This window comes from Sphingomonas glacialis, from assembly GCF_014653575.1.
In the GTDB taxonomy this organism is placed as follows: domain Bacteria; phylum Pseudomonadota; class Alphaproteobacteria; order Sphingomonadales; family Sphingomonadaceae; genus Sphingomonas; species Sphingomonas glacialis.
In genome coordinates this window covers 157,499-179,517 of record NZ_BNAQ01000003.1, presented here as the reverse complement: position 1 = coordinate 179,517, position 22,019 = coordinate 157,499, and the positions used below count along the sequence as shown (strand labels likewise).

The window sequence follows — 22,019 nt, the reverse complement described above, 5'->3', positions numbered from 1 at the left end:
CGAAATTCCTTTATGCCGCCACCGCAACGATGCCTTCGAGACGATCCTCGAGTTCATCGCTGGCGGCATGGAGTGCGGCGAGCGTCGCCGCGTCGGGAGTCCAGTATTTGCGTTCGGAGGCTTCGATCAGCCGGTTGGCGACACGCGCCGAAGCCTTGGGATTGAGCGCCGCGATCCGCTCGCGCATTTCGGCGTCGAGCACATAGGTTTCGCTGATCCGCTGATAGACCCACGGATCGACCTCGCCGGTCGTTGCCGACCAGCCCATCGTCGTCGTGACGCTGCCCTCGATCTGGCGGACGCCTTCATACCCGTGGCGCAGCAGCCCCTCGGTCCAGACCGGGTTGAGCACGCGTGTCCGCGTTTCGAGCGCGACTTGCTCCTGCAACGATCGCACCTTGCCGGTGCCTTGCGTCTGGTCGCCGATATAGACCGGCGCGGTCTGCCCGCCCTTGGCGCGCGTTACCGCGCGGCTGATCCCGCCGAGCGTGTCGACATATTGGTCGATGCTGGTGATGCCGAGCTCGACGCTTTCGAGGTTCTGATAGGCGCAATCGACCGTCTGGAGTGCGGCCTTGAGCAATTCGGGCTGGCGTACCGGCGCGCCCTTGACCCCGTAGGCATAGCCCTTTTGCCGCTCGAAACTGTCGGCGAGCTCGTCGGGGTCGGTCCACGCGCCGGTGTCGATCATCAGATTGACGTTGGCGCCATATGCGCCCTCGGCATTCGAGAAGACCCGCAGCGCCGCGGTCTCGAGGTCGCAGCCCTGCGCCGCGGCGTGTGCGCGGGCGTGGCGGCGGACGAAGTTCTGCGCGTCGGGCTCGTCGGCCTCGGCCGCGAGCAAGGCGGCTTGCGCGAGCATCCGCGTCTGGAGCGGCAGCAGATCGCGGAACACCCCCGACAGCGTGACGACGACGTCGATCCGCGGGCGACCGAGCTCTTCCAGCGGGACCAGTTCGGCGCCCGCCAGCCGGTTATAGCTGTCGAAGCGCGGGCGCGCGCCGAGCAGCGCGAGCGCCTGCGCGATCTGCGCGCCCTCGCTCTTGAGATTGTCGGTGCCCCACAGCACCATCGCGACCGTCTCGGGGAGGTGCCCCGAGTCGGCGAGGCTGCGCTCGATCAGCCGCTGCGCCTGTGCTGCGCCGTCCTTGACCGCGAAGGCCGAGGGGATGCGGAACGGGTCGAAGCCGTGGATGTTGCGCCCGGTCGGCAGGATCTCGGGGTTGCGCAGCAGATCGCCGCCGGTGACCGGGTGGATGTAGCGCCCGGCAAGCGCATTGACGATACCGTCGATCTCGCCATTGGCCGACAGCGCGGCGTCGAGCGCGGCCATGTCCTTGAGCAACGGCGTGTCGGCGGCGCGCGTGCCATCGACCAAAGCGACGATCGTCTCGGGCGGGAGCGTTTCGCCGCGCGCCTGGAGCGTGGCGGCGATCATCGCGATCCGCTCCTCGCGGCTCGCCGCTTCGCCGGCGACGTGGAGGCCTTGCGGGATCAGCTCGCGCTCGATTTCGTAGAGGCGCGCGGCGAGATCGGCGATCCATGCGTCGTCCTGCGCCGGCGCAGCCCCGGCATCGGCCGGAGCACGCGCGAGGTCGAGGTCGTTGGCCTGGTCGCGGATCAGTTCGGCCAAGTCGCGCGCTTCGTCGCTGCCCGGTGCGGCGACACGCCAGCGCTCGACCGACGCCTTCAGCGCGGCGAGGCCCTTGTAGACGCCGGCGTTGGTCAGCGCAGGCGTGAGATACGATACCAGCGTCGCGCCCGAGCGGCGTTTGGCGAGCACGCCCTCCGAGGGGTTGTTGGCGGCGTAGAGATAGATGTTGGGCAAATCGCCGATCAGCCGGTCGGGCCAGCAGGCCGCGCTCAACCCGGTCTGCTTGCCGGGCATGAATTCGAGGCTGCCATGCGTTCCGAAGTGCAGCACCGCGTGCGCCGCGAAATCCTCGCGCAGCCAGCGGTAGAAAGCGGCGAAGGCATGCGTCGGGGCGAAGCGGCCCGCGAACAGCAGCCGCATCGGATCGCCCTCATAGCCCAAAGCGGGTTGCAGCCCGACGAACACATTGCCGAACTGCCGCCCGAGGATCTGCACCGAAGTGCCGTCGGACTGCAATTTGCCCGGCGCAGGGCCCCATGACGCCTCGATCTCGGCAAGCCAGGTCTCGCGTGCGACGATCGCGTCGGCGCCGACCTTGGCGTGGACATTGGCCTCGGTCCCGAACCGCGCGGCATTGCCGCCGAGAATCGCCTCGCGGAGCGCATCGACGTCTGCGGGAATCTCGACCTGATAGCCTTCGCGCCCGAGCCGCACGAGCGTCGCGTGAAGCGAGGCGAAGACGCTGAGGAATTGCGCGGTCCCGGCGGCTCCTGCGTTGGGCGGGAAGTTGAACAGCACGATTGCGACACGCTTCTCGGCATTCTCGGCGCGGCGCAGCGCGATCAGTTTCAGCACGCGCGCCGCAAGCATGTCGGCGCGCTCGCTGCAGGGCTGCATCGCGCGCGGCGTCGTGGCGTCGGGGAAGCTGCAGTGGCGAGCGCAGCCGGTGCAGGCGGTGCCGTCGGACTTGCCGCCGAACAGCATCGGCACGGTGCCGCCGTCGAGCTCGGGAATCGCGATCATCATCGTCGATTCGAGCGGGAGCAGCCCTTGTGCATTCGCCGCCCAGGCCTGGAGTGACTGGAATTCGACCGGATGCGCGGCGATGTAGGGGACGTCGAGCTTGGCGAGCACCGTCTCGGCGGCCGCGGCATCGTTATAGGCGGGGCCGCCGACCAGGCTGAACCCGGTGAGGTTGATCACGGCATCGACCGTCGCGACACCGTCGCGCTGGAACAGCGCCTCGATCGCCGGACGCCCGTCGAGCCCACCGGCAAAGGCGGGGATCACGTCGAGCCCGCGCGCTTCGAGCGCGGCGATCACGCCGTCGTAATGGCCGGCATCCTTGGCGAGGATGTACGAGCGCAGCATCAGCAGCCCGACGGTGCCGCGCGCATCGCGCCGACGCGGCAGCTCGGTCGCGGTGGTGGCGATGCGGCCGGGCAGCGCGGGGTGATAGACGCCGACTTCGGGATACTCGCGCGGCGCCTGCGCCTTGATCGTTCCCCGCAGCGCGCGGCGCGGACCGTCTGCATAGCGGTCGACCAGCGCGCGGATCATCTCGACGACGTTGTCGTCCGACGCCGCGAGCCAATATTGCATCGTCAGGAAATAGGCGCGGACGTCCTGCGCGGTGCCGGGGACGAAGCGCAGGATTTTGGGCAGGCGCCGCAGCATCGCCATCTGCTTGGCGCCGCCGCTTGCCGCAGGCTTGGGGGATCCGCGCAATTTCTTGAGCAAGGCGAGCATTCCGCCGCTCGGGCGGTCCATGCGATAGTCGCCCATCCGCGTGAGCTTGACGACATCGCCGCCGGACATCAGCCCGACCATCGCGTCGCAGTCCTCGCGGCGCGCCTCGAGCTGCGGCAGAACCGCGCGGATATGATCCTCGAGGAAGAGCATCGTCGCCAGCACGATATCGCCGCGCGCGATGTCGGCGCGGGCGGCGGCGAGCGTTTCGGGCTTTTCCTCCCAATCGGCGGCGGCGTGGAAGCCGATCGTGATCCCGGGATTTTCGCGCGCGAGCCGCGCCTGCGCGCGCTGGACCGCGCCCGCCAAGTGATTGTCGAGCGTGACGATGACGACGTGGACCGCGGTCGATCCAGAGCCGGCGGGACTGGGTGCGCTAGCGGGCATAATGCGCCTTTGCGTCATAGAGCGTGTCGAGCGTGATCGCGGCGATGCCGTGCTCGGTGGCATAGCGCTCGGTGTTGCGGCGCGCCTTGCCGCGGACGAAGAACGGGATCTTCAGCAGCTCGCGCTCGGCCTCGGCGGACCAGCCCTCCTGATCCTTCCCTGGTTCGGCGGGGGCGGGGGCGGGGGACAGCTCGGCGCCTTCAGCCAAGGGGTGGAGGGGGGCGGGCGCGACACCTGCTGTCGCTTCCCCGCCACCATTCGCTGACGGCGTAGGGGCCGCCTCCTGCGGTTCGCGGGGGAAGATTGGAGCGGCGCCATGCCCCAGGTGGCTCGCCCCCGCGTGGTCTGAAAACTCGAAATCGTCGCGGAACATCGTCAGCAGATGTTCCTCGAGCCCCATCACCAGCGGGTGGACCCAGGTGTCGAACAGCACGTTCGCACCCTCGAACCCCATTTGCGGCGAGTAGCGCGCGGGAAAATCCTGGACGTGGACCGGCGCCGAGATCACCGCGCACGGGATGCGCAGCCGCTTGGCGATGTGGCGCTCCATCTGCGTGCCGAGCACGAGCTCGGGCTGGAGCTTGGCGATCGCGTCCTCGACTTCGAGATAGTCGTCGGTGATCAGCGGCTCGAGCCCGTACAGCTGAGCGGCGGTGCGGATTTCCCGAGCGAACTCGCGATTGTAGCAGCCGAGGCCGACCACTTCGAAGCCGAACTCATCACGCGCGACGCGCGCTGCTGCGACGGCGTGCGTTGCATCGCCGAAGATGAAGACGCGCTTGCCCGTGAGATAGGTCGAATCGACCGAGCGGCTCCACCATGGCAGCCGCGACGTATCAAGTGCGGCGGTCGGATCTACGCCGGCAAGCGCAGCGACTTCGGCGATGAAGTCGCGCGTTGCGCCGTAGCCGATCGGCACGGTGCGGACGGTCTTCTGACCATGCGTGCGCTCGAGCCAGCGGCACGCGGTGTCGGCGATCTCGGGATACAGGCTGATGTTGAAATCGGCGTCGGGGATCCGGGCGAGGTCGGCCGGCGTCGCGCCGAGCGGGGCGACGACGTTGACGGCAATGCCGAGCGTCCCGAGGAGCCGGGTGATCTCGACGACGTCGTCGCGGTGGCGAAAGCCGAGTGCGGTCGGGCCGAGGATGTTGGCGCTCGGCGTGTGTGGGCCATCCCTGCGCGGCTGGGCCTCGGCCTTTGCCGACGGACACAAAGCGCGGACCAGCTGGTAGAAGGTTTCGGCCGCGCCCCAATTCTCCTTGCGCTGATAGCTCGGCAGCTCGAGCGCGATCACCGGGATCGGCAGCCGCAGCGCCGAGGCGAGCCCGGCCGGATCGTCCTGGATCAGCTCGGCGGTGCACGACGCGCCGACGAGCAGTGCCTGCGGCGCGAAGCGATCGATCGCCTCGCGCACCGCGGTCTGGAACAGCGCCGCGGTATCCTTGCCGAGATCGCGCGCCTGGAAGGTCGTGTAGGTGACCGGCGGGCGCTTGCCGCGGCGTTCGATCATCGTGAACAGCAGGTCGGCATAGGTGTCGCCCTGCGGCGCGTGGAGCACGTAGTGGACGCCCTCCATCGCGGTCGCGATCCGCATCGCGCCGACATGCGGCGGGCCTTCGTAGGTCCAGACGGTCAGCTGCATGGCAGCCCCCGGTCGAGCGGAGCGGACGCGGACACCGACGTCATACCTTCAACACGTCGCGCCGCCGCAGCGGACGCGCGAAGAGGTCGGCGAGATCGCCCGCCTGGTCGAAGCCGTGGATCGGCGAGAAGACGAGTTCGATCGCCCATTTCGTCGTCAGCCCCTCGGCCTCGAGCGGGTTGGCGAGCCCGAGCCCGCATACCGTCAGGTCGGGCCGCGCCGCACGGACGCGGTCGAGCTGGCGGTCGACGTCCTGCCCTTCGCTGATCACCGTCTCAGCGGGCAGCAGCGCGAGTTCGCGCGCCATGTGGGCGCGGTGGAGGTAGGGCGTGCCGACTTCGAGCGGCACCATGCCGAGCTCTTGCGCGAGAAAGCGCGCCAGCGGCAGTTCGAGCTGCGAATCGGGGAGAAAGAAGATGCTCTTGCCGCCAAGCCGGTCGCGCGCATGCGCGATCGCGCGCTTGGCGCGCTCGCGGCCGGGGGCGATCACCGCGCGGAAGTGCATCTCGTCGATCCCGAACGCGACCGCGGCGGCGTGGAGCCAGGCGGTCGTGCCCTCGGCGCCGAACGGGAACAGCGCATCGAGCCGCACCGCGCCGCGATCTTCGAGCGCGCGCGCGGTTTCGCCGAGAAAGGGCTGCGCGAGCAGGAAGCGCGTGTTGGGCCCGACCGGCGGCATCGCGCCTGCACGCCGCGCGGGGAAGCTGTGGACGCGCGGGATCCCCAATTGCGCGAACAGCCGCAGGAACTGGTCCTCGACCACGTCGGGGAGCGCGCCGACGATCATCAGCTCGGGCGCCGCACCCCGTGTCGTCTCGGCAAGCTCGGGCACCAGCGCGGCAAGGCACGCATCCTCGCCTTCGGTGAAGGTCGTCTCGATCCCGCTACCCGAATAATTGAGCACGCGCGTCGCGCCCGTATGCTTGAGCGACAGCCGCTGCGCCGCGCGCGAGAGGTCGAGCTTGATCACTTCGGACGGGCACGAGCCGACCAGGAAGAGCAGCTTGATATCGGGGCGGCGCGCGAGCAGCCGGTCGACGACGCGGTCGAGCTCGGCATTGCAATCGACCATCCCGGCGAGGTCGCGCTCCTCGATGATCGCCGTGCCGAAGCGCGGCTCGGCGAACACCATCACGCCGGCCGCCGATTGCAGCAGATGCGCGCAGGTGCGCGAGCCGACGACGAGAAAGAACGCGTCCTGCACCTTGCGGTGCAGCCAGATGATGCCGGTCAGCCCGCAGAACACTTCGCGCTGGCCGCGCTCGCGCAACACGGCGCGCGGGGCGGGTGCGCAGTCGCTGCTCGCGGGCAGGGTCAGCGCGGTCATGCCGTCACCGCCTGCAAGCGCGCGGCGTGGCCGTTGCTCTGCAGCCGGGCGGCGCGCAGCTTGAGCAGGAATTGCGTCGCGTTGACGACATAGGTGGCGTAGGCGGCGAGCGCGAGGAGCATCCGCCCGCGTTCGCTGCCGAGCCCGAACGCCAGCATCGCCAGATAAGCGGTGTGCAGGCCGAGCACGAGGAAGCTGACGACATCCTCCCAGAAGAAGGCGTCGGCGAACAGCCAGCGGTCGAACACCGCCTTTTCCCAGAACGACCCGGTGATCATGATCGTGTAGAGCGTCAGCGTCTTGAACACGATCGAGACGGTCGCCGCGGTCGCGCCGTGTCCGGTCGCGAGATAGCGCAGAACCAGCACCGTGCTGACCAGGAAGACGAGGAATTGCAGCGGCGCAAGCAGGCCCTGGACGAGCGTCCAGCGAGTCGCGTCGCGCCGCAGCCGCTGTTCGGGCGTGTAGAGCCCCACCGCTGCCGGGGGGCTCAATTTCGTGCCGGAACGCCCGCTCTGCTGCATTTCCCCGCTCCACTTGTCGTGAGGAAAGACTGGGCCAGCCCATTCAGAGTGTCAATATAAATTGACGTCCAATAATTATGACATAATGGTGCGGTGCCGCATCGATAGTGCGTTGTCATGGACTTCCGAGAGGCATAGGTTGCGAGTCGCCGGACCAGCCAAACATGGCCGCCGACGTACGTCGCGTGATCAACCAGACCGGGAGAGTCGGGGTGGCTTCGGTGCTCAGGTTCGAAGAGTTCGTGCAGCGCGGTCGTGCGCGGTTAAGTCGCTTGCGCGATCGATCTACGCCCGAAAGGCGCGATACCACGCAGCCCGCGCCTCCGGCGGACAAGGCGCGCGCGCTAAATCACTTGATCGAATGCGAGATCATCCCCCGCCTGCTCGTTGCGCACGCCGCGCCGATTGCCGCGGCCGAGGGCATGCACAGCGATCGGATCGCCGAGACCGAGGTCGCGGCGTTCGCGCCGCTCGCGCTGCAAGTCGAGGCCGACGAACTGCTCGCGCATGTCGAGGCGCTGCTGGCCCGCGGCGTGTCGCGCGAGACGCTGCTGGTCGATCTGCTTGCGCCCGCGGCGCGGATGCTCGGGCAGTTCTGGGAAGAGGATCGCTGCGATTTCGTCGATGTGACGATGGGCTTGTGGCGGCTGCAGGAGGTTGTCCACGAAGTCTTCGGGCGTACCACCCCCGATGGCCATATCCCGCATCTCGCACGGCGCGCGCTGTTCGCGTCGCTCGAGGGCGATCAGCACAGCTTCGGCACCGTCGTCATCGACGAGCTGTTCTGCGCCAACGGCTGGATGACCGATCGCATCGCCGAAGCGACAACGGCGCAATTGCTCGAGCGCGTTCGCGACACTTGGTTCGACCTGGTCGGATTGACGATCACGTGTGACTGCCATATCGCGCCCTTGCCTTCGATCGTGCGCGCTATCCGTGCGGCGTCTTGTAATCCGCGGATTTGCGTGATGGTCGGCGGACGAGTGTTTGCCCTTGATGCCAGCCGCGCCGCCGCGGTCGGTGCCGACGGGACGGCACCCGACGCGCGTGCGGCGGTTCGCGTCGCTGGCGAGCTGGTCGATGCGGTGGCACGGGAGGCTGTTGCGTCGATGACGGGCTGATCTAATTTCGGGTCGCGCGGGGCAGGCACCCCGCGGGACGAAGGACTTCAGGAGTATGAACGGTTCGGCGATGAACGATCGTCCCCCCCATCCTGCACCCAATGCCTTTTGCGATCCCGAAACGGTGGTGCGTACGCTTGCGCCCCACGCAGCCGTGTCTTTGCTTGCCTCGGTTGGCGATGTCGCGCTGGTGCTCGATTCCGCTGGCGTGATCCGCGACATCGCGGTTCCCAATGCCGAGCTCGACGCGCAGGGCGTGCGCGACTGGGTCGGCCAGCGGTGGCACGATGTCGTCACGTCGGAAAGCCAGCCGAAGATCATCGACATGCTCGCCGAACATGGCGAGTCGACGCGCTGGCGGCAGGTCAATCACATCCTGCCCAGCGGCGACGTGCCGATCCGCTATCTCGTCATGAAAACGGGTGCCGATGGCAGCATCATCGCGATCGGTCGAGAGATGCGCGCGGCGGCGGCGCTCCAGCAGCGCTTGCTCCAGACCCAGCAGTCGCTCGAACGCGACTATATCAAGCTGCGTCAGGCCGAGGCGCGCTATCGCATGCTGTTCGATCTCGGCACCGAGCCGATCCTGATCGTCGATGCCGCGACGCGCCGCATCCGGGAGAGCAATCCGGCGGCGCTCAATCTGCTTGGCGTCACGGACGGGGCCCTTGCGGACCAGTCGATCGGGGCGATCGTCGCAGCCGAGGATCGGGACAGCTTCATCGCGCATCTCGGCGCGGCGAGCGCGACCGACGATCTCCCGTCGATCGCGGTCCGGCTCGCTGGCGAACACGGCAATGCGGAAATCTCGGCGCGGCTGTTCCGCCAGGGGCGCGCGGCGCTGTTGCTCGTGCGGATCGTCGCTGCTGCGCCGCAGCCGGTGCTCGCCTCGCATGCCGCGGCGGTGGAGGATGTCATCGAGCACATGCCCGACGCCTTCGTGCTGACCGATGCCGACCTCACTATCCTCGTCGCGAACGCCGCGTTCGTCGAGCTGGCGGGCGTTGCGTCGGCCGAGCGCGTGATCGGCGCGCCGCTCGGCACATGGCTCGGGCGTCCCGGTATCGATCTCGACCTGATCCTCGCGCAGATCCGTGATCATACCGCCGTCCGCAACGTCGCGACGATTCTGCGCGGTCAGAACGGCGCGCAGGAAGAGATCGAGCTGTCGGGCGTCGTCGCGCCGCAAGGCGATTCGCTATGCTACGGCTTCACGATCCGCAATGTCGCGCGGCGCTTGAGCAGCGTAGCGCCCGAGGAGCGCGCCGCGCCGCGATCGGTCGAGCAACTGACCGAATTGGTCGGGCGGATGTCGCTCAAGGATATCGTCCGCGAATCGACTGATTTGATCGAGCGACTCTGCATCGAGGCGGCGCTTGCTTATACCTCGGACAATCGCGCATCGGCCGCGGAAATCCTCGGGGTGAGTCGGCAAAGCCTCTATTCCAAGCTCCACCGGCACGGATTGGGCAATCTCGTCTCGGGCGACAATTGACGCACTGACAGTCCTGCTTGACACAGCGAGTGTCAAAACCATTTGACGTTGGAACATGTCCGCCATAGCTTTGCGGCATGGCACGTGTGACGACTCCTTCGCTCGCTGCTCCGCAGCTTCCGCGGCTCCGCGACGTGCTCGAGCTGCTCAAGCCGATCACGTGGTTTCCCCCGATCTGGGCGTTCGGCTGCGGCGTGGCGTCGGCGGGCGTGCCGGTAGCGAGCCGGTTGCCGTTTCTCATCGCCGGGATCTTGCTTGTCGGGCCGCTGGTGTGCGGCACCAGCCAAGCGGTCAACGACTGGTTCGACCGCCATGTCGACGCGATCAACGAACCTGGACGGCCGATCCCCTCGGGCCGGATCGCCGGCCAATGGGGTCTGTGGATCGCGATCATCGGTACCGTGCTGGCGCTTGTCGTCGCGGCGGCGACCGACCGCTGGGTGTTCGCTGCGACGTGCCTCGCGCTGGTCTTCGCCTGGGCGTACAGCGCGCCGCCGTTCCGGCTCAAGCAAAGCGGGGTCTGGGGGCCGATCGCGGTGGCGCTGACCTATGAGGGGCTGACCTGGTTTACCGGCGCGGCCGTGATGGCGGGGGCGTTCCCGTCGCCGCAGATCCTCGCGATTCTGCTGCTGTACAGTGCCGGCGCGTTCGGCATCATGACGCTCAACGATTTCAAGGCGGTCGAAGGCGATCGCGCGATGGGGATCCGCTCGTTGCCGGCGACGCTCGGCGTCGATCGTGCGGCGCGGCTCGCCTGTAGCGTGATGATCCTCCCGCAAATCGGCGTGATCGTGCTGCTCGGGCTGTGGCAGCACGCGCTCGTCGCGGCGAGCGTTACCGCCTTGCTCGTCGGGCAGCTGGCGTTGATGACGCGCCTGCTGCGCGATCCGCTGCGCTTCACGCCGTGGTACAATGCGACGGGCACGAGCCTGTATGTCCTCGGCATGCTGGCCTCGGCGCTCGGGCTCGGTGGAGTGCTCGGGCTATGACGCGCGCGGCATCGCAGGCGGGGCTCGGCTGGGTCGGCATCGTCCGGTTGGGGCTGGTGCAAAGCGCGATCGGCGCGATCGTGATGCTGGCGACGTCGCTGCTCAATCGCGTGATGGTGGTCGAATACGCCTTGCCCGCGGCGCTGCCCGCCGGGCTCGTCGCGTGGCATTATGCGGTGCAGCTCTCGCGCCCGCTATGGGGGCATCGCTCGGACAGTGGCCGGCGGAGGACGCCGTGGGTGATTGGCGGGATGGCGGTGCTCGCATGCGGGGCGATGCTCGCGGTCGCGGCGGTCGGAGTGGTCGCGCAGTCGGCCGCGATGGGGATCGCGGTCGCGGTGCTCGGCTTCAGCCTGATCGGCGCAGGCGTCGGGGCGGCGGGGACGTCGCTGCTCGCGGTCCTCGCCACGCGCGTTGCACCCGAGCGCCGTGCGGCGGCGGCGGCGATCACCTGGATCATGATGGTCGTCGGGATCGTGGTGTCGGCGGGCGTGGCGGGCAAGCTCATCGATCCCTTCTCGTTCGCGCGGTTGCAACTGGTGGTCGACGGCATCGCCAGCGCCGCCTTCCTGCTCGCGACGGTGGCGATCTGGGGCGTCGAAGCTGCGGGCGGGACACCGCGTCCAGCGACGCCTGCTGCGCGCGTTCCGCTCCGCCCGGCGCTCGTGGCGCTGTGGGCCGATCGCCGCGCGCGCGGGTTTACCGGCTTCGTCTTCTTGTCGATGCTCGCATACGCGATGCAGGACTTGATCCTCGAGCCCTTTACCGGGCTGCGCTTCGGGATGACGCCGAGCCAGTCGACTCAGGTTTCGGGGATCCAGCATGGTGGCGTGCTCCTCGGCATGATCGTGGTTGGGCTTGCCGGCGGTGCGTTCGATGCGCGGCGCGGCACTACGCTGCAGCGCTGGATCGTCGGCGGGTGTATTGGGTCGGCGCTGGCGCTGGCGGGGCTCGCGCTGGCGGCGCGCGTCGGGCCGGGCTGGCCGATCCTTGCCAACATCTTTGCGCTCGGTTTTGCCAATGGCGTGTTCGCAGTCGCCGCGATCGGCGCGATGATGGCGCTGGCGGGCGCGGACGGCGAAGCGCAAGCGGGGTTGCGGATGGGCGTGTGGGGCGCGGCGCAAGCGATCGCGTTCGGGCTTGGCGGGCTGATCGGTGCGGTCGCGGTCGACGTCGGGCGTGCGACGCTCGGCTCGCTGCCCGAGACCTTCATGCTCGTGTTCGGCGCGGAGGCGCTGTTGTTCCTCATTGCCGCCGCTGTTTCGATCGACGCACCGCGCCGCGCCGGCGCGATTGGCCGCGAGGTGACGATATGACACCCGATTTCGACTGTGTTGTGATTGGCGGCGGGCCCGCGGGGGCAACCGCCGCGACCGACCTCGCGCGGAGCGGACGCCGCGTGCTGCTGCTCGACCGCGGCGGGCGGATCAAGCCGTGCGGGGGCGCGATCCCACCGCGCGCGATCCTCGATTTCGAGATCCCCGAGCATTTGCTCGTCGCGCGTGCCACCGCCGCACGGATGGTCGCGCCATCGGCCAAGTCGGTCGACATGCCTGTCGGCGACGGTTTCGTCGGGCTGGTCGATCGCGCCGATTTCGACGAATGGTTGCGCGCACGCGCCGCGTTGGCGGGGGCCGAGCGGCGCACCGGCAGCTTCGCGCGGATCGAACGCGAGAACGGGCATCCGGTGGTCGTGCTGCGCGGTGCGCGCGACGAGGCCGAGCAGCGCATTTCGACGCGCTGCGTGATCGGCGCCGACGGGGCACGCTCCGAGGTCGCGCGGACCGAGCTGACGGGGGTTCCGCCGGTACCGTGCGTCTTTGCCTATCACGAGATCATCGCCGCCCCTGCCGATGGCAGCGCCGATTTCGACCCGGCGCGCTGCGACGTCTTCTATCAGGGCAAGCATTCGCCCGACTTCTACGCCTGGGTGTTCCCGCACGGCGACACCGCGAGCGTCGGCGTGGGCAGCGCACGCAAGGGCTTCGCGCTGCGCGCGTCGGTCGCGGCGCTGCGGGCGCAGACCGGGCTCGATGCATGCGAGACGCTGCGCTGCGAAGGCGCGCCGATCCCGCTCAAGCCGCTCAAACGCTGGGACAATGGCCGCGACGTGCTGGTTGCAGGCGATGCGGCCGGCGTCGTCGCGCCGGCGTCGGGCGAGGGCATCTATTATGCGATGGCGGGGGGGCGCTATGCCGCCGAGGCGATCGAGGCGTATCTCGTGACGGGCAAGGCGGCGGTGCTGCGGCAAGCGCGCAAGCGCTTCCTGCGAGCGCACGGCCGGGTGTTCTGGATCCTCGGGATCATGCAATATTTCTGGTACGCAAACGACAAGCGGCGCGAGCGCTTCGTCAAGATCTGCGAGGACCCCGACGTCCAGCGGCTGACCTGGGACGCCTATATGCACAAGCGACTCGTTCGCGCGAAGCCGGTCGCGCATGTCCGCATCTTCCTCAAGGACATGCGCCATTTGCTCGGGCTCGCACCGGCATGAGGCGCACACCATCCGTCGTGCACCCCGCCTGGGGCTTGCCGATCGCGGTTGCGGCGTGTGCCGCGCTGCTTGTCGCGGTGATGGGGGGGACGATCACCGAGATCGGGCCGTGGTATCACGGCTTGGTGCAGCCGCGCTGGGCCCCGCCCGAGGCGGCGTATGGCGTCGTGTGGACGACGATCTACCTGATCACCACTTGCGCTGCGGTCACCGGCTGGCGCGCGATCCCCGACCGGCATGGCGCCGAGTGGATGATCGGGCTCTTCGCGCTCACTGGTTTCCTCAACATCGTGTGGAGCGTGCTGCTCTTCCGGCTGCATCGGCCCGATTGGGCGGCGGTGGAGGCGGTGGCGTGGTGGGTCGCGATCGTGGTGTGGATCTACACGCTGTGGCCGCGTTCGCTCGCGGCGGCTTTGCTGCTGCTGCCGTATCTCGGTGTGGTCACCTTCGCCGGCTATCTCACGATGACGATTGCGCGGCTCAACGGGCCGTTTGGGTGAGCGCGATTGCCGACTGGCTCTATGCGCGGGGGCACGCGATCGACTTGATCCTCGGCATCGTGCTGCTCGAGGCGATGTGGTTGACGCGGTGGCAGGGCTGGACGCTGCGCGCGGCACTGGCGTGTCTGTTGCCCGGTGTCATCCTGCTGCTGGCATTGCGCGCGGCATTGGTCGGGATGGCGTGGCCGTGGATCGCGCTCGCGCTGGTGCTGTCGTTTCCGGCGCACCTTGCCGATCTGATGCTGCGTGATCGCGGTGGGCGCGCGCGGCAAGCGCGGTAATCGGGGCGGGTGACCGCCACCCCAGGCCAAGGCCCGGAGTGACGATCGCTCAAGCGGTGTTTACGAATTTGCCTTGAGATAGGCGATGACGTCGGCGCGCTTCTGCGGGTCGGTTGGCCAACCGGCAAACGACATCTTGGTGCCGGGGACGATGCGCTGCGGATTTTCGAGGTACTGGAACAGCTTTTCCTCGGTCCAAGTAATGCCGCTATTCTTGTTGGCGGTCGAATAGACGAAGCCCGGAATGATCCCGGCCTTGCGCCCGACGACGGCGTGCAGCGACGGACCGATCTTGTTTACGCCCGCTTCGATCGCGTGGCAGGTCTTGCAGGTGATGAAGTCGGCCTCGCCCTTCTTGGCGTCGCCGGTATAGGCGGCGAGCTTGACCCCGGCGATCGTGTCGACATTGTCTGCGGCAACCGCAGCCGCGGCGGCGGGCGCAGCGGCACCCGGTGCCGTCGCAGGCGCGGCGGCCGGCGCGGTGGCAGCCGCAGTCTCGGTCGTCGTGGTGGTGCTGGTCTGTTCGGTTTCGGCTTTCTTTGCGCACGCCGTCAGCGCAAGCGCGGCGCATGACACGCCGAAGATAATATGGCCAATCCGCATCGTTGATGGTGTGCGCATGATCCTGCTCCTGTTGGTCTGAAGTCTCTCCCGCCCGGCATATTCGACACTATCGGCGCATGCCTGTCCAGCGGAATTGACACTGGTTTGCGATCCGCAGCGGCACGGGGGAGCGGTCTTCAGTGCCGCGCGCGGCGGTCGATCTCCTCGCGGCGCATCCGCCCGTCCTTGAGAATCGCCTGATGGTAGCGGCGCAGCGCAGCGCCGCTGCGCCGCTGCGCGCCGTCCTCGATCGCCAGCGCGGCGAGCATTTCGGCGGTGCGCGTCATCGGATCCTGCGCGATTCGCGCGAGATCGGCGTCGAACGGCGCGAAGGGGACGGGCTCGCCTTGCCACGCGACCAACCGCGCGCGCGCCTCGTCGATCGACTGGCCGTCGCGGTGGATCGCGAGATCGGCGAGCGCGCGCCCGATCCGGAACAGCCGCCAGTGGAGCTGGCCGAGCGCGGAGAGGGGGTCGTGTGCGTAGCCCCCGTCCTGCGCGATCCGCTGCTCGATCGCGATGCTCCAGCCTTCGGTGAAGCACGGTGCATAATCGAGCCGCAGCGGATGCGGATCGGCGATCGCCTCGATCGGGAGCTGGATCATATGCCCGGGGACGAGTTCGTGCGCGACGACGCTGGGGAGCGTCCAGCGCGGTCGATCGTGGACATGCGTGAGGTCGACTCGGTAGCCGCCGGGATGACCGGGCGTCGGCAGCGTGCGCGCACCGATACGGCCGGCCGCGATATCCGTGGCGCTCGGCCGGATCGTGGCGACGTCGAGCGCGTAGCGCGGTACGGGACCGATCAGCGCCGGCACTTGCGCGCTGAACCTCGCGAGCCAGCGGTTCATGTCGGCCACCGCAGCATCGCGACCGGCGTCCGAATCGGGATACAGGTCGCGATCGTCCTGCCATAGCCGCGTGAAGCCTGCGCCGGTCGTCGCGCCGCTGATGCCGATCGCGCGCAACAACCGCGCCGCCTGCACCTCGCAGCGAACGCGTTCGCGCTCGAGCCGGTGCGCCGCGGCGTCGAGCGTGACGCCGTCGCCCAGCTTGCGGCGCAGCAGGAGCGTGAGCAGGCCGGCATCGCGGGTGCCGCTCGGCTTGGCGCGCGGATCGACCCCGCGCGCGACGATCGCGGCATCGACCGCGAGCCCTGCGCGCGCCGTCACGAGATCGAGCCGCGCGGCTGGCGAGAGTGCGGCTGCATCGAAGGACGCGAGGAAGCGCAATGCCGTGACCGGATCGCGCTCGGCGCGTGCGGCGTCGAGTGCCGCGCGCAAGGCGTCGCTGGCCGCACGCGCGCGCCACGGCAGCAAGGCGAGCGCCGCGCCGCCGGCGAGGACCGCACGCCGCGTCGTCATCGCATGCGGTCGGCGAGCGCCACGCGATTGTTCTGGCGCGTCACTTCGGCTGTGTCGTCGAGCAGATCGACCTGGACCGCGAGCTGTTGCGGGTCGCGGCCGGGGGGGATCGTCAGCGTGACCGTGGCGGTGCGGGGCAGCAGATCGCTCGGCGCGGCAAGCGGGGCGAGTGGGACGCTGGCGAGCATCGCGTCGCCCCACAGCGAAACGCGCGCTCGCGGCGTCGCGACCGCGCCGAGGCTGTGGACGGTGACGTGCACGGTGCGCCCCTCGACCCGGATGTCGTCACGGCCGATGCCGAGATCGGGCCGCGTCTCGACGGGCGCCGATGGCGTGACGAGCGCGAAATCGTAGACCGTCATCGCAGTGGGGGCGAACGCCACGGGCACGCTCGCGCTGCGTTCGAGCGTGATCGCCTCCGCTGGGCCGACCGCGATCATCGTCTTGCCGTCGTCGGTCGTCGTGCCGCGCGTCATCGACCAGCGGCCGGCGGTGACATTCCAGGTCGTCATCGTCGCGGCCTGTGACGTCACGCCGATATTGTAGCCGAGCACGCGGAAGTGCGTCGGCGTCGCGTTCGGCAGCAGGATCGCGACCTGTTCCGCAGCCCCGGCTTGGGCGAAGCGCCAGCTCACCGTGTTACCCGGCCAGGTCTGGTTGCGCTTGAGCGCGATCCCGCCGAGCCGTTCGCGCTGGAGGATTTCGTTGGGCTGCTCGACACGGTCGGACCACCAATGCCCCTCGGTGTACATCGCCATGTGCTGCGATTTGTCGGCGATCGCGTCGCCGTGGAGCGCGGCGAGCGTGCCGAGATCGCCGCTTGCCGACCAGGCGGCGTAGCGTGCGAACGCCTCGTCGCCCTTCGCCGCGCGGGCGAGCAACGCCGAGCCTTGCGGGAGCGCGGTGAAGGCGTTTTCGTTGAACTCGGCGAGCGCCGCGCCGCCGCCCTTCGCCGCGCGCGCCTCGATCGGGCGGAGATATTTCGCGTCGCCCGTGAAGCGCCATGCCGCCCAGGCCGATTGCAGCGGCGTCGTCACCCCACCGCCATCGCCGACGCGGGTGGCGTCACTGCGCCAGTTGATCTCGTTGGGGTAGGACCACAGCCCGTCGTCGCTATGTTTGCCATGCGCCATCCAGCCATCGACCGTGCCGGTCACGAGACCGCGCGCAGCGGCGTTGCCGTTGTACAGGCCGAGCAGGATCGGCGCGTGCATCACCGTCCAGCTATAAGGCTTCTGCCACTCCCACGCGCCTTCGCGGTACATCGTGCGCCCGCCATACCAGTTGCTGGCGAAGTGGAGATGCCCGGCGGGGTTCCTGAGGATCACGCCCTGCAGCGCCTTGGCGGTCGCCATCAGCCGTTCGACCGCGATCGGCTCGCCCCAATTGAGGTAGAGCCGCTCGGCGTCGGAGTTGAGCCCTTCCTCATAAGCGTGGAGCTCGTCGGTGGTGATATAGCCGAGGCCGTTCACGCGCATGCCGTTCTTGTACGCCGCATCGGCGAGCGCGCGCAGCGAGGCGTTCATCTTGTCGGGCTCGACGCCCATCAGCGCGAGGCCCGGCCATTGCTGCGTCAGATCGGTGTCGTCGGAAATGCCGCCGCCGAAATCGCCATACGGGACCTGGCGATGGTCGATCCACCAGTCGACGAACTGCCGTGTGAGCTTGAGATCCGCGAGCTGGCGGAACGCCCACAGCGGCACCCCCGCGGGGGCGGTGGGCTGCACGAAGGGTGGCATGTTCTCGGGCCGATAATCGATGTCGGCCCAATATTGCCGTGCGAGGACATTGTCGGGATCGACGCGCAGCAAATCGGTAATGTCGCCGAACACGCGCGCGTAGAGCGCCTCGCGCTTCGAGGCGGTATGTTCCTCGACGAGGAAGCCCCAATTGTCCTTCACCTGGTTGAGCCGGTCGGCAATGTGGTCTGGGAGGGCTGCGGCGCGGTCCTTGAACACCAGCCGGATCTTGGCGCCGTTGAGCGATGCCGCGTCGAAGCCCGCGTCGCTCGACGCGATGCTGAGATAGAGGCTGTCGTTCGACAGGATCCGGTCGCGCAGGTCGAGCCACAGCGTGCGGGCCTCGCCGGGGCGGACCGAGACCGACAGGTCGATCATGTCGCGCGCGGGCCAGATCGGGTCCTTCACGCGGATGTCGAGCGCGATCGGGCCGCTGCCCTTCAGCGCGGGCAAGTCGAGCGCGATGCCGTCGAGCCCGTCATGGAGGTTCTGCCAGCCATAATCGAACGCGCGCGCGAGCGGCTTATCGGGATAGGCGTCGCCGAGGCTTGCCGGGATGAGGATGTGGACGATCGGCAGGCCCGCGCTGCGCGGCTGGACGGGCGCACCGGCACCCGCCGCGCCCGCACCGACCGCGGCCTTGATCCCCGCGCTCGGCAGCGCGACGACGGTGCTGCGCTCATCGGGCGCGTATCGCCCGGCGATGAAGCTCTCGAGCGGGGCAAGCGACGCGATCCGGGTCGAGGCGTTGGCATCGAGCGTGTAGGAAAGTTTGAAACGTCCCGCCGGCTCGGCCCCGGCCTGGACGTCATACGCCCACAGCTCCTGGATCGGTTGCTCCTGCATCGTGTTGACGAAGCTCAGCATGCCACCCTGCCGCTCAGGCGTGGTGGTGACGCTGCGCACGACGCCCTTCGCCCGCGTCGCGAGCGTTGTGGAGGTGTCGCCTCCCGACCATGACAGCGATCCGTACGCCGCGCCGCGGATCTCGACGCGGTTGAAGCGCTCGCCCGCCGGGACGGTCAAATCGTAGCGCTTGCCGCCCTCGACATAGACGTTCCAATCGGGCAGCTCGAAATAATCGTCGCGGCCGGGGAGTTTCGAGCGATTGTAGACGCCGGGCCAGGTCGTCTCGGCGATGCCGTCGACGCCCTTCCACATCCATTGCTTGAGATCCTTCGCGTCGGCGAATTCGACCTTGCGCACGGTGGTGACGGGCGCGTCGAGCAGCGGCGGCAGCGTCTTGTCCCAGCCGTAGCGGTGGAGCCAGGCGATGCGGCGCGGTGCCGTCTCCGGTGGTGGCGACGGGGTAGGCTCGCGCTTGTCGGCCAGCGCCGCGACATCCGCAGCCTGCAGCATGTGGTCGTAGACGCGGATCTCGTCGAGATCGCTGCCGCGCATGAAATGATAGCGGCTCTGCACCTGGTGCGGCGACATCACGCGGCCGGCGAGCCCGAACTGGTCGAGTCCCGAATCGAGATCGGCGACTTGATCCTTGCGTGCGACGAGCGCGCCGTCGACGAACAGCTGGACGCCTTTGGTCTCGTCCCAGGCGAAGGCGATGTGCTTCCAGGCATCGGCCGCAGGCGTTTGCGGGATCGTCCACGAGACGCGGATTCGCGACAAATTGGCGTCGGTGACGAAGGCGTCGAAGCCGTGGCCGTTCCAGTCGATCCGCAGGAACGCCATGTCCCAGCTGCTGTGATCGGCGAACCCTGTGCGGAAGATCACGAACGGCGCCTGGCCGAGCGGTTCGCGCGGCCGCCAGAAGAAGCTCAGCGTGCCGCGCTCGGCGCGCATGTTGCCGGGCGCCTTCCATGCGACATAGCCGTCATCCGCCCAACGCGCCGCGCCGCCGATCGCGCCGTCGGGTACGACCGTCACGTTGCTGCGGAAATTAGGCACTGGGTCGCCGGCCGCCACGTCGGCGGTCAGGCTTTTATCGGCCGAGACGCGGAACAGCAGGCCGTCCCCGTGGCTTGGCGCGTCCTGCGCGATTGCCGGCGACGCGACTGCAATCGCGATCAGGCTCGCCAGTCCGACCTTACAGCGCATCGACGCGAGCCAGGCGCGGGGAGAGGAGATGGATCACGCCGACCGCGATCAGATAGACGCTGCCCGCGACCGCGAAGATCAGCGTGTAGCTGCCCGTCGTCTGGAGGATGTAGCCGGTGAACTTGGCCATCCCCATCCCGCCGATCGCGCCGACCATCCCGCCGATCCCGACGACCGAGCCGACCGCCTTGCGCGGAAACATGTCCGACGGGATCGTGTAGAGATTGGCCGAGAAGGCCTGGTGCGCCGCGGTCGCCAGCCCGACGATCGCCACTGCCGCCCACAGATTGGCGACATATTGCGCAAAGAAGATCGGCATGACGAGGAAGGCGCACGCCAGCATCACCGTCTTGCGCGCGCGATTGGCGCTCCAGCCGCGCTTCATCAGTTTCGACGACGACCAGCCCCCCGCGATGCTGCCGAAATCGGAGATGAGATAGATCACGACGAGCGGCGGGCCGAAGCTCTTGAGATCGAGGTGGTACGCTTTCGACAGGAAATCGGGCGTCCAGAACAGGAAGAGCCACCAGATCGGGTCGATCAGGAACTTGCCGAGCGCATAGGCCCAGGTCTCGCGATAGCCGAGCAGCTGGATCCACGGCATCTTTCCGCTCGCATCGGCGGGGTCGCTCTCGATATACGCAAGCTCGGCCGCCGACACGCGCGGCTGTTCGCGCGGGCGGCGATAGATCGCGATCCACGCGACGAGCCAGACCAGACTCGCCACGCCGGTGACGATGAACGCCATCCGCCAACCGAAGGCGAGCGTGATTGCTGGAACGATCAGCGGCGTGATCACCGCGCCGATATTGGCGCCGGCGTTGAACAGGCCGGTGGCAAAGGCGCGTTCGCGTGCCGGAAACCATTCCGACACGGCCTTGATCCCCGACGGGAAATTGCCCGATTCGCCGAGCCCCAGCACCGCGCGCGCGGCGGCGAACTGCAAGGTCGATCCGGCAAAACCACACAGCGTGTGGCCCGCGGTCCAGATGATGAAGGCCAGCGAATAGCCGACGCGCGCGCCGAGCCGGTCGACGATCGACCCGAAGCTGATATAGCCGATCGCATAGGCCGCCTGGAACCAGAAGACGATGTCGGCATAGGCGTTCTCGTCCCAGCCGAATTCGCCCGAGATGTTGGGCTTGAGCAGCCCGATCATCTGCCGGTCGACATAGTTGATCGCGGTCGCCGCAAACAGCAGCCCGCAGATCAGCCAGCGATATCGCCCGCTCGCGCCCGCCATTGCGGCGCTGCCCGTGCTGTCGATCGGAAATTCGGCCGTCGCCATCATCGCTCTCCTGTCGGCGGCCCTATGCTGGGCCTTTATTCCGAAAATCGTCGGGGTCTCGCTATTGCGCGGAAATGCTGCACGCCACCTGCAGGCGGTTATCGAAGATCGCGACGACCTTCGCACCGATCGCGACCGGATGCACGCCGCTGACCGCGCCAGTCGAGATCCATTGTCCCGCGGACAAGGCGATCCCGCGCGCCGCCATCAGCTCGAACAGGAAGCGCGCCGCGCCGAACGGGCCGTCGAGCATCGTCGCGGCGGTCGCCACGCCGGTCGTGACGCCGTCGATCGTCAGTTCGACCGGCCAGGCGTTGACGTCGATGTCGCGCCAGTCGGACACGTCGGCGCCGATGACGAGCCCGTTATTGTTGCCGAAGTCGGAAATGGTGACGCCTGCGCCGTGATCGTTGATACCGCCGAAAGGCGAGCTCGCGATCTCGATGCCGACGCAGACGCGGTCGATCAGCGCAGTCGCCTCGGCGAGCGTATAGTCGGGCTTGGCGGGGTCGGGCGCAGTGCCGATGCGCAGCAGGAACTCGGCCTCGGCAGCGGCGAAGCCACCGGCAAAGACGGGCATCGCGCGCGGTGTGTCGCCTTCGTCGAAGGTCTGGTCGGCGAAGATCGGGCCGGCGAGGCGGTCGGCGCCTTCGAACGGCGGGTTGATCCGCCCGACCTTCCAGCCGGCGATCGGCTTGTCGGTCAGCGCGATCGCGGCGTCCTGCATCGCATAGGCTTCGGCGAGTGCCGCGGGCATCGTGCCGGGATATTCGACCAGGGCGGTGGCGTTACGCCGCGCCGTGACGAATTCGCTGGCGATCCGCGTGATATTCGTTTGACCGGTTTCGGACGTCACGTGCCGCA

16 protein-coding genes are annotated in these 22,019 nt (G+C 68.4%); 7 read left to right on the top strand and 9 right to left on the bottom strand.

What is annotated here, in order from left to right:
- Positions 1-10: 10 nt before the first annotated feature.
- Genes IE187_RS11485 through bchF form a run of 4 tightly spaced genes read right to left on the bottom strand, consistent with a single transcriptional unit; the run spans position 11 to position 7,226 of the window.
- Positions 11-3,730 (bottom strand): magnesium chelatase subunit H, encoded by a 3,720-nt coding sequence (locus IE187_RS11485; protein ID WP_189676386.1) that lies wholly within the window; start codon positions 3,728-3,730, stop codon positions 11-13.
- Positions 3,720-5,375 carry a ferredoxin:protochlorophyllide reductase (ATP-dependent) subunit B gene (bchB, locus tag IE187_RS11480; protein ID WP_189676385.1) on the bottom strand — a complete coding sequence of 552 codons (1,656 nt, stop codon included), beginning with the start codon at positions 5,373-5,375 and terminating at the stop codon, positions 3,720-3,722. The genes IE187_RS11485 and bchB overlap by 11 nt, the downstream gene beginning before the upstream one ends.
- Positions 5,376-5,415: 40 nt before the next feature.
- Entirely contained in the window at positions 5,416-6,702 is a 1,287-nt protein-coding gene (locus IE187_RS11475; protein WP_189676384.1) for a ferredoxin:protochlorophyllide reductase (ATP-dependent) subunit N, read from the bottom strand.
- Entirely contained in the window at positions 6,699-7,226 is a 528-nt protein-coding gene (gene bchF, locus IE187_RS11470; RefSeq protein ID WP_189676383.1) for a 2-vinyl bacteriochlorophyllide hydratase, read from the bottom strand. Before bchF ends, IE187_RS11475 begins: the two co-directional genes overlap by 4 nt.
- Before the next feature lie 164 nt (positions 7,227-7,390).
- Between bchF and IE187_RS11465 the strand changes: the two genes are divergently transcribed.
- From IE187_RS11465 to IE187_RS11435, 7 genes are all read left to right on the top strand, one after another.
- Positions 7,391-8,347 (top strand): cobalamin B12-binding domain-containing protein, encoded by a 957-nt coding sequence (locus IE187_RS11465; protein WP_189676382.1) that lies wholly within the window; start codon positions 7,391-7,393, stop codon positions 8,345-8,347.
- A gap of 70 nt (positions 8,348-8,417) precedes the next feature.
- Positions 8,418-9,842, top strand: coding sequence for a transcriptional regulator PpsR (gene ppsR, locus IE187_RS11460; protein ID WP_133191453.1), 1,425 nt, complete (start codon positions 8,418-8,420; stop codon positions 9,840-9,842).
- A 77-nt stretch (positions 9,843-9,919) separates the two neighbouring features.
- On the top strand, positions 9,920-10,831 hold the full coding sequence (gene chlG / locus IE187_RS11455) for a chlorophyll synthase ChlG (protein ID WP_189676381.1): 912 nt from the start codon (positions 9,920-9,922) through the stop codon (positions 10,829-10,831).
- Positions 10,828-12,147, top strand: a complete 1,320-nt coding sequence (locus IE187_RS11450; protein ID WP_189676380.1) for a BCD family MFS transporter — start codon at positions 10,828-10,830, stop codon at positions 12,145-12,147. The genes chlG and IE187_RS11450 overlap by 4 nt, the downstream gene beginning before the upstream one ends.
- On the top strand, positions 12,144-13,325 hold the full coding sequence (locus IE187_RS11445) for a geranylgeranyl diphosphate reductase (protein ID WP_189676379.1): 1,182 nt from the start codon (positions 12,144-12,146) through the stop codon (positions 13,323-13,325). Before IE187_RS11450 ends, IE187_RS11445 begins: the two co-directional genes overlap by 4 nt.
- Complete coding sequence (locus tag IE187_RS11440; protein ID WP_133191457.1) at positions 13,322-13,825, top strand: TspO/MBR family protein; 504 nt, start codon at positions 13,322-13,324, stop codon at positions 13,823-13,825. Before IE187_RS11445 ends, IE187_RS11440 begins: the two co-directional genes overlap by 4 nt.
- Complete coding sequence (locus IE187_RS11435; protein WP_229839377.1) at positions 13,822-14,106, top strand: hypothetical protein; 285 nt, start codon at positions 13,822-13,824, stop codon at positions 14,104-14,106. The genes IE187_RS11440 and IE187_RS11435 overlap by 4 nt, the downstream gene beginning before the upstream one ends.
- Before the next feature lie 60 nt (positions 14,107-14,166).
- Here IE187_RS11435 and IE187_RS11430 read toward each other — a convergent pair whose 3' ends face one another.
- From IE187_RS11430 to IE187_RS11410, 5 genes are all read right to left on the bottom strand, one after another.
- Positions 14,167-14,727: a c-type cytochrome gene (locus IE187_RS11430; protein WP_229839376.1), complete on the bottom strand. Its 561-nt coding sequence runs from the start codon at positions 14,725-14,727 to the stop codon at positions 14,167-14,169.
- Between the two features lie 119 nt (positions 14,728-14,846).
- On the bottom strand, positions 14,847-16,073 hold the full coding sequence (locus IE187_RS11425; protein ID WP_189676378.1) for a DUF885 family protein: 1,227 nt from the start codon (positions 16,071-16,073) through the stop codon (positions 14,847-14,849).
- Positions 16,070-19,867, bottom strand: a complete 3,798-nt coding sequence (locus tag IE187_RS11420) for a LamG-like jellyroll fold domain-containing protein (RefSeq protein WP_189676377.1) — start codon at positions 19,865-19,867, stop codon at positions 16,070-16,072. Before IE187_RS11420 ends, IE187_RS11425 begins: the two co-directional genes overlap by 4 nt.
- Positions 19,857-21,155, bottom strand: coding sequence for an MFS transporter (locus IE187_RS11415; RefSeq protein ID WP_189676376.1), 1,299 nt, complete (start codon positions 21,153-21,155; stop codon positions 19,857-19,859). Before IE187_RS11415 ends, IE187_RS11420 begins: the two co-directional genes overlap by 11 nt.
- Before the next feature lie 61 nt (positions 21,156-21,216).
- Positions 21,217-22,011, bottom strand: a complete 795-nt coding sequence (locus IE187_RS11410) for a 2-keto-4-pentenoate hydratase (protein WP_189676375.1) — start codon at positions 22,009-22,011, stop codon at positions 21,217-21,219.
- Between the last annotated feature and the right edge of the window lie 8 nt (positions 22,012-22,019).

Bases quoted from the DNA above. Each gene is read 5' to 3' on its own strand.
- IE187_RS11475 (WP_189676384.1), bottom strand. From the start codon at position 6,702: ATGACCGCGCTGACCCTGCCCGCGAGCAGCGACTGCGCACCCGCCCCG.
- ppsR (WP_133191453.1), top strand. From the start codon at position 8,418: ATGAACGATCGTCCCCCCCATCCTGCACCCAATGCCTTTTGCGATCCC.
- IE187_RS11450 (WP_189676380.1), top strand. From the start codon at position 10,828: ATGACGCGCGCGGCATCGCAGGCGGGGCTCGGCTGGGTCGGCATCGTC.
- bchB (WP_189676385.1), bottom strand. From the start codon at position 5,375: ATGCAGCTGACCGTCTGGACCTACGAAGGCCCGCCGCATGTCGGCGCG.
- IE187_RS11425 (WP_189676378.1), bottom strand. From the start codon at position 16,073: ATGACGACGCGGCGTGCGGTCCTCGCCGGCGGCGCGGCGCTCGCCTTG.
- IE187_RS11485 (WP_189676386.1), bottom strand. From the start codon at position 3,730: ATGCCCGCTAGCGCACCCAGTCCCGCCGGCTCTGGATCGACCGCGGTC.
- IE187_RS11445 (WP_189676379.1), top strand. From the start codon at position 12,144: ATGACACCCGATTTCGACTGTGTTGTGATTGGCGGCGGGCCCGCGGGG.
- IE187_RS11420 (WP_189676377.1), bottom strand. From the start codon at position 19,867: ATGCGCTGTAAGGTCGGACTGGCGAGCCTGATCGCGATTGCAGTCGCG.
- IE187_RS11415 (WP_189676376.1), bottom strand. From the start codon at position 21,155: ATGGCGACGGCCGAATTTCCGATCGACAGCACGGGCAGCGCCGCAATG.
- IE187_RS11440 (WP_133191457.1), top strand. From the start codon at position 13,322: ATGAGGCGCACACCATCCGTCGTGCACCCCGCCTGGGGCTTGCCGATC.
- IE187_RS11465 (WP_189676382.1), top strand. From the start codon at position 7,391: ATGGCCGCCGACGTACGTCGCGTGATCAACCAGACCGGGAGAGTCGGG.
- bchF (WP_189676383.1), bottom strand. From the start codon at position 7,226: ATGCAGCAGAGCGGGCGTTCCGGCACGAAATTGAGCCCCCCGGCAGCG.
- IE187_RS11430 (WP_229839376.1), bottom strand. From the start codon at position 14,727: ATGCGCACACCATCAACGATGCGGATTGGCCATATTATCTTCGGCGTG.
- chlG (WP_189676381.1), top strand. From the start codon at position 9,920: ATGGCACGTGTGACGACTCCTTCGCTCGCTGCTCCGCAGCTTCCGCGG.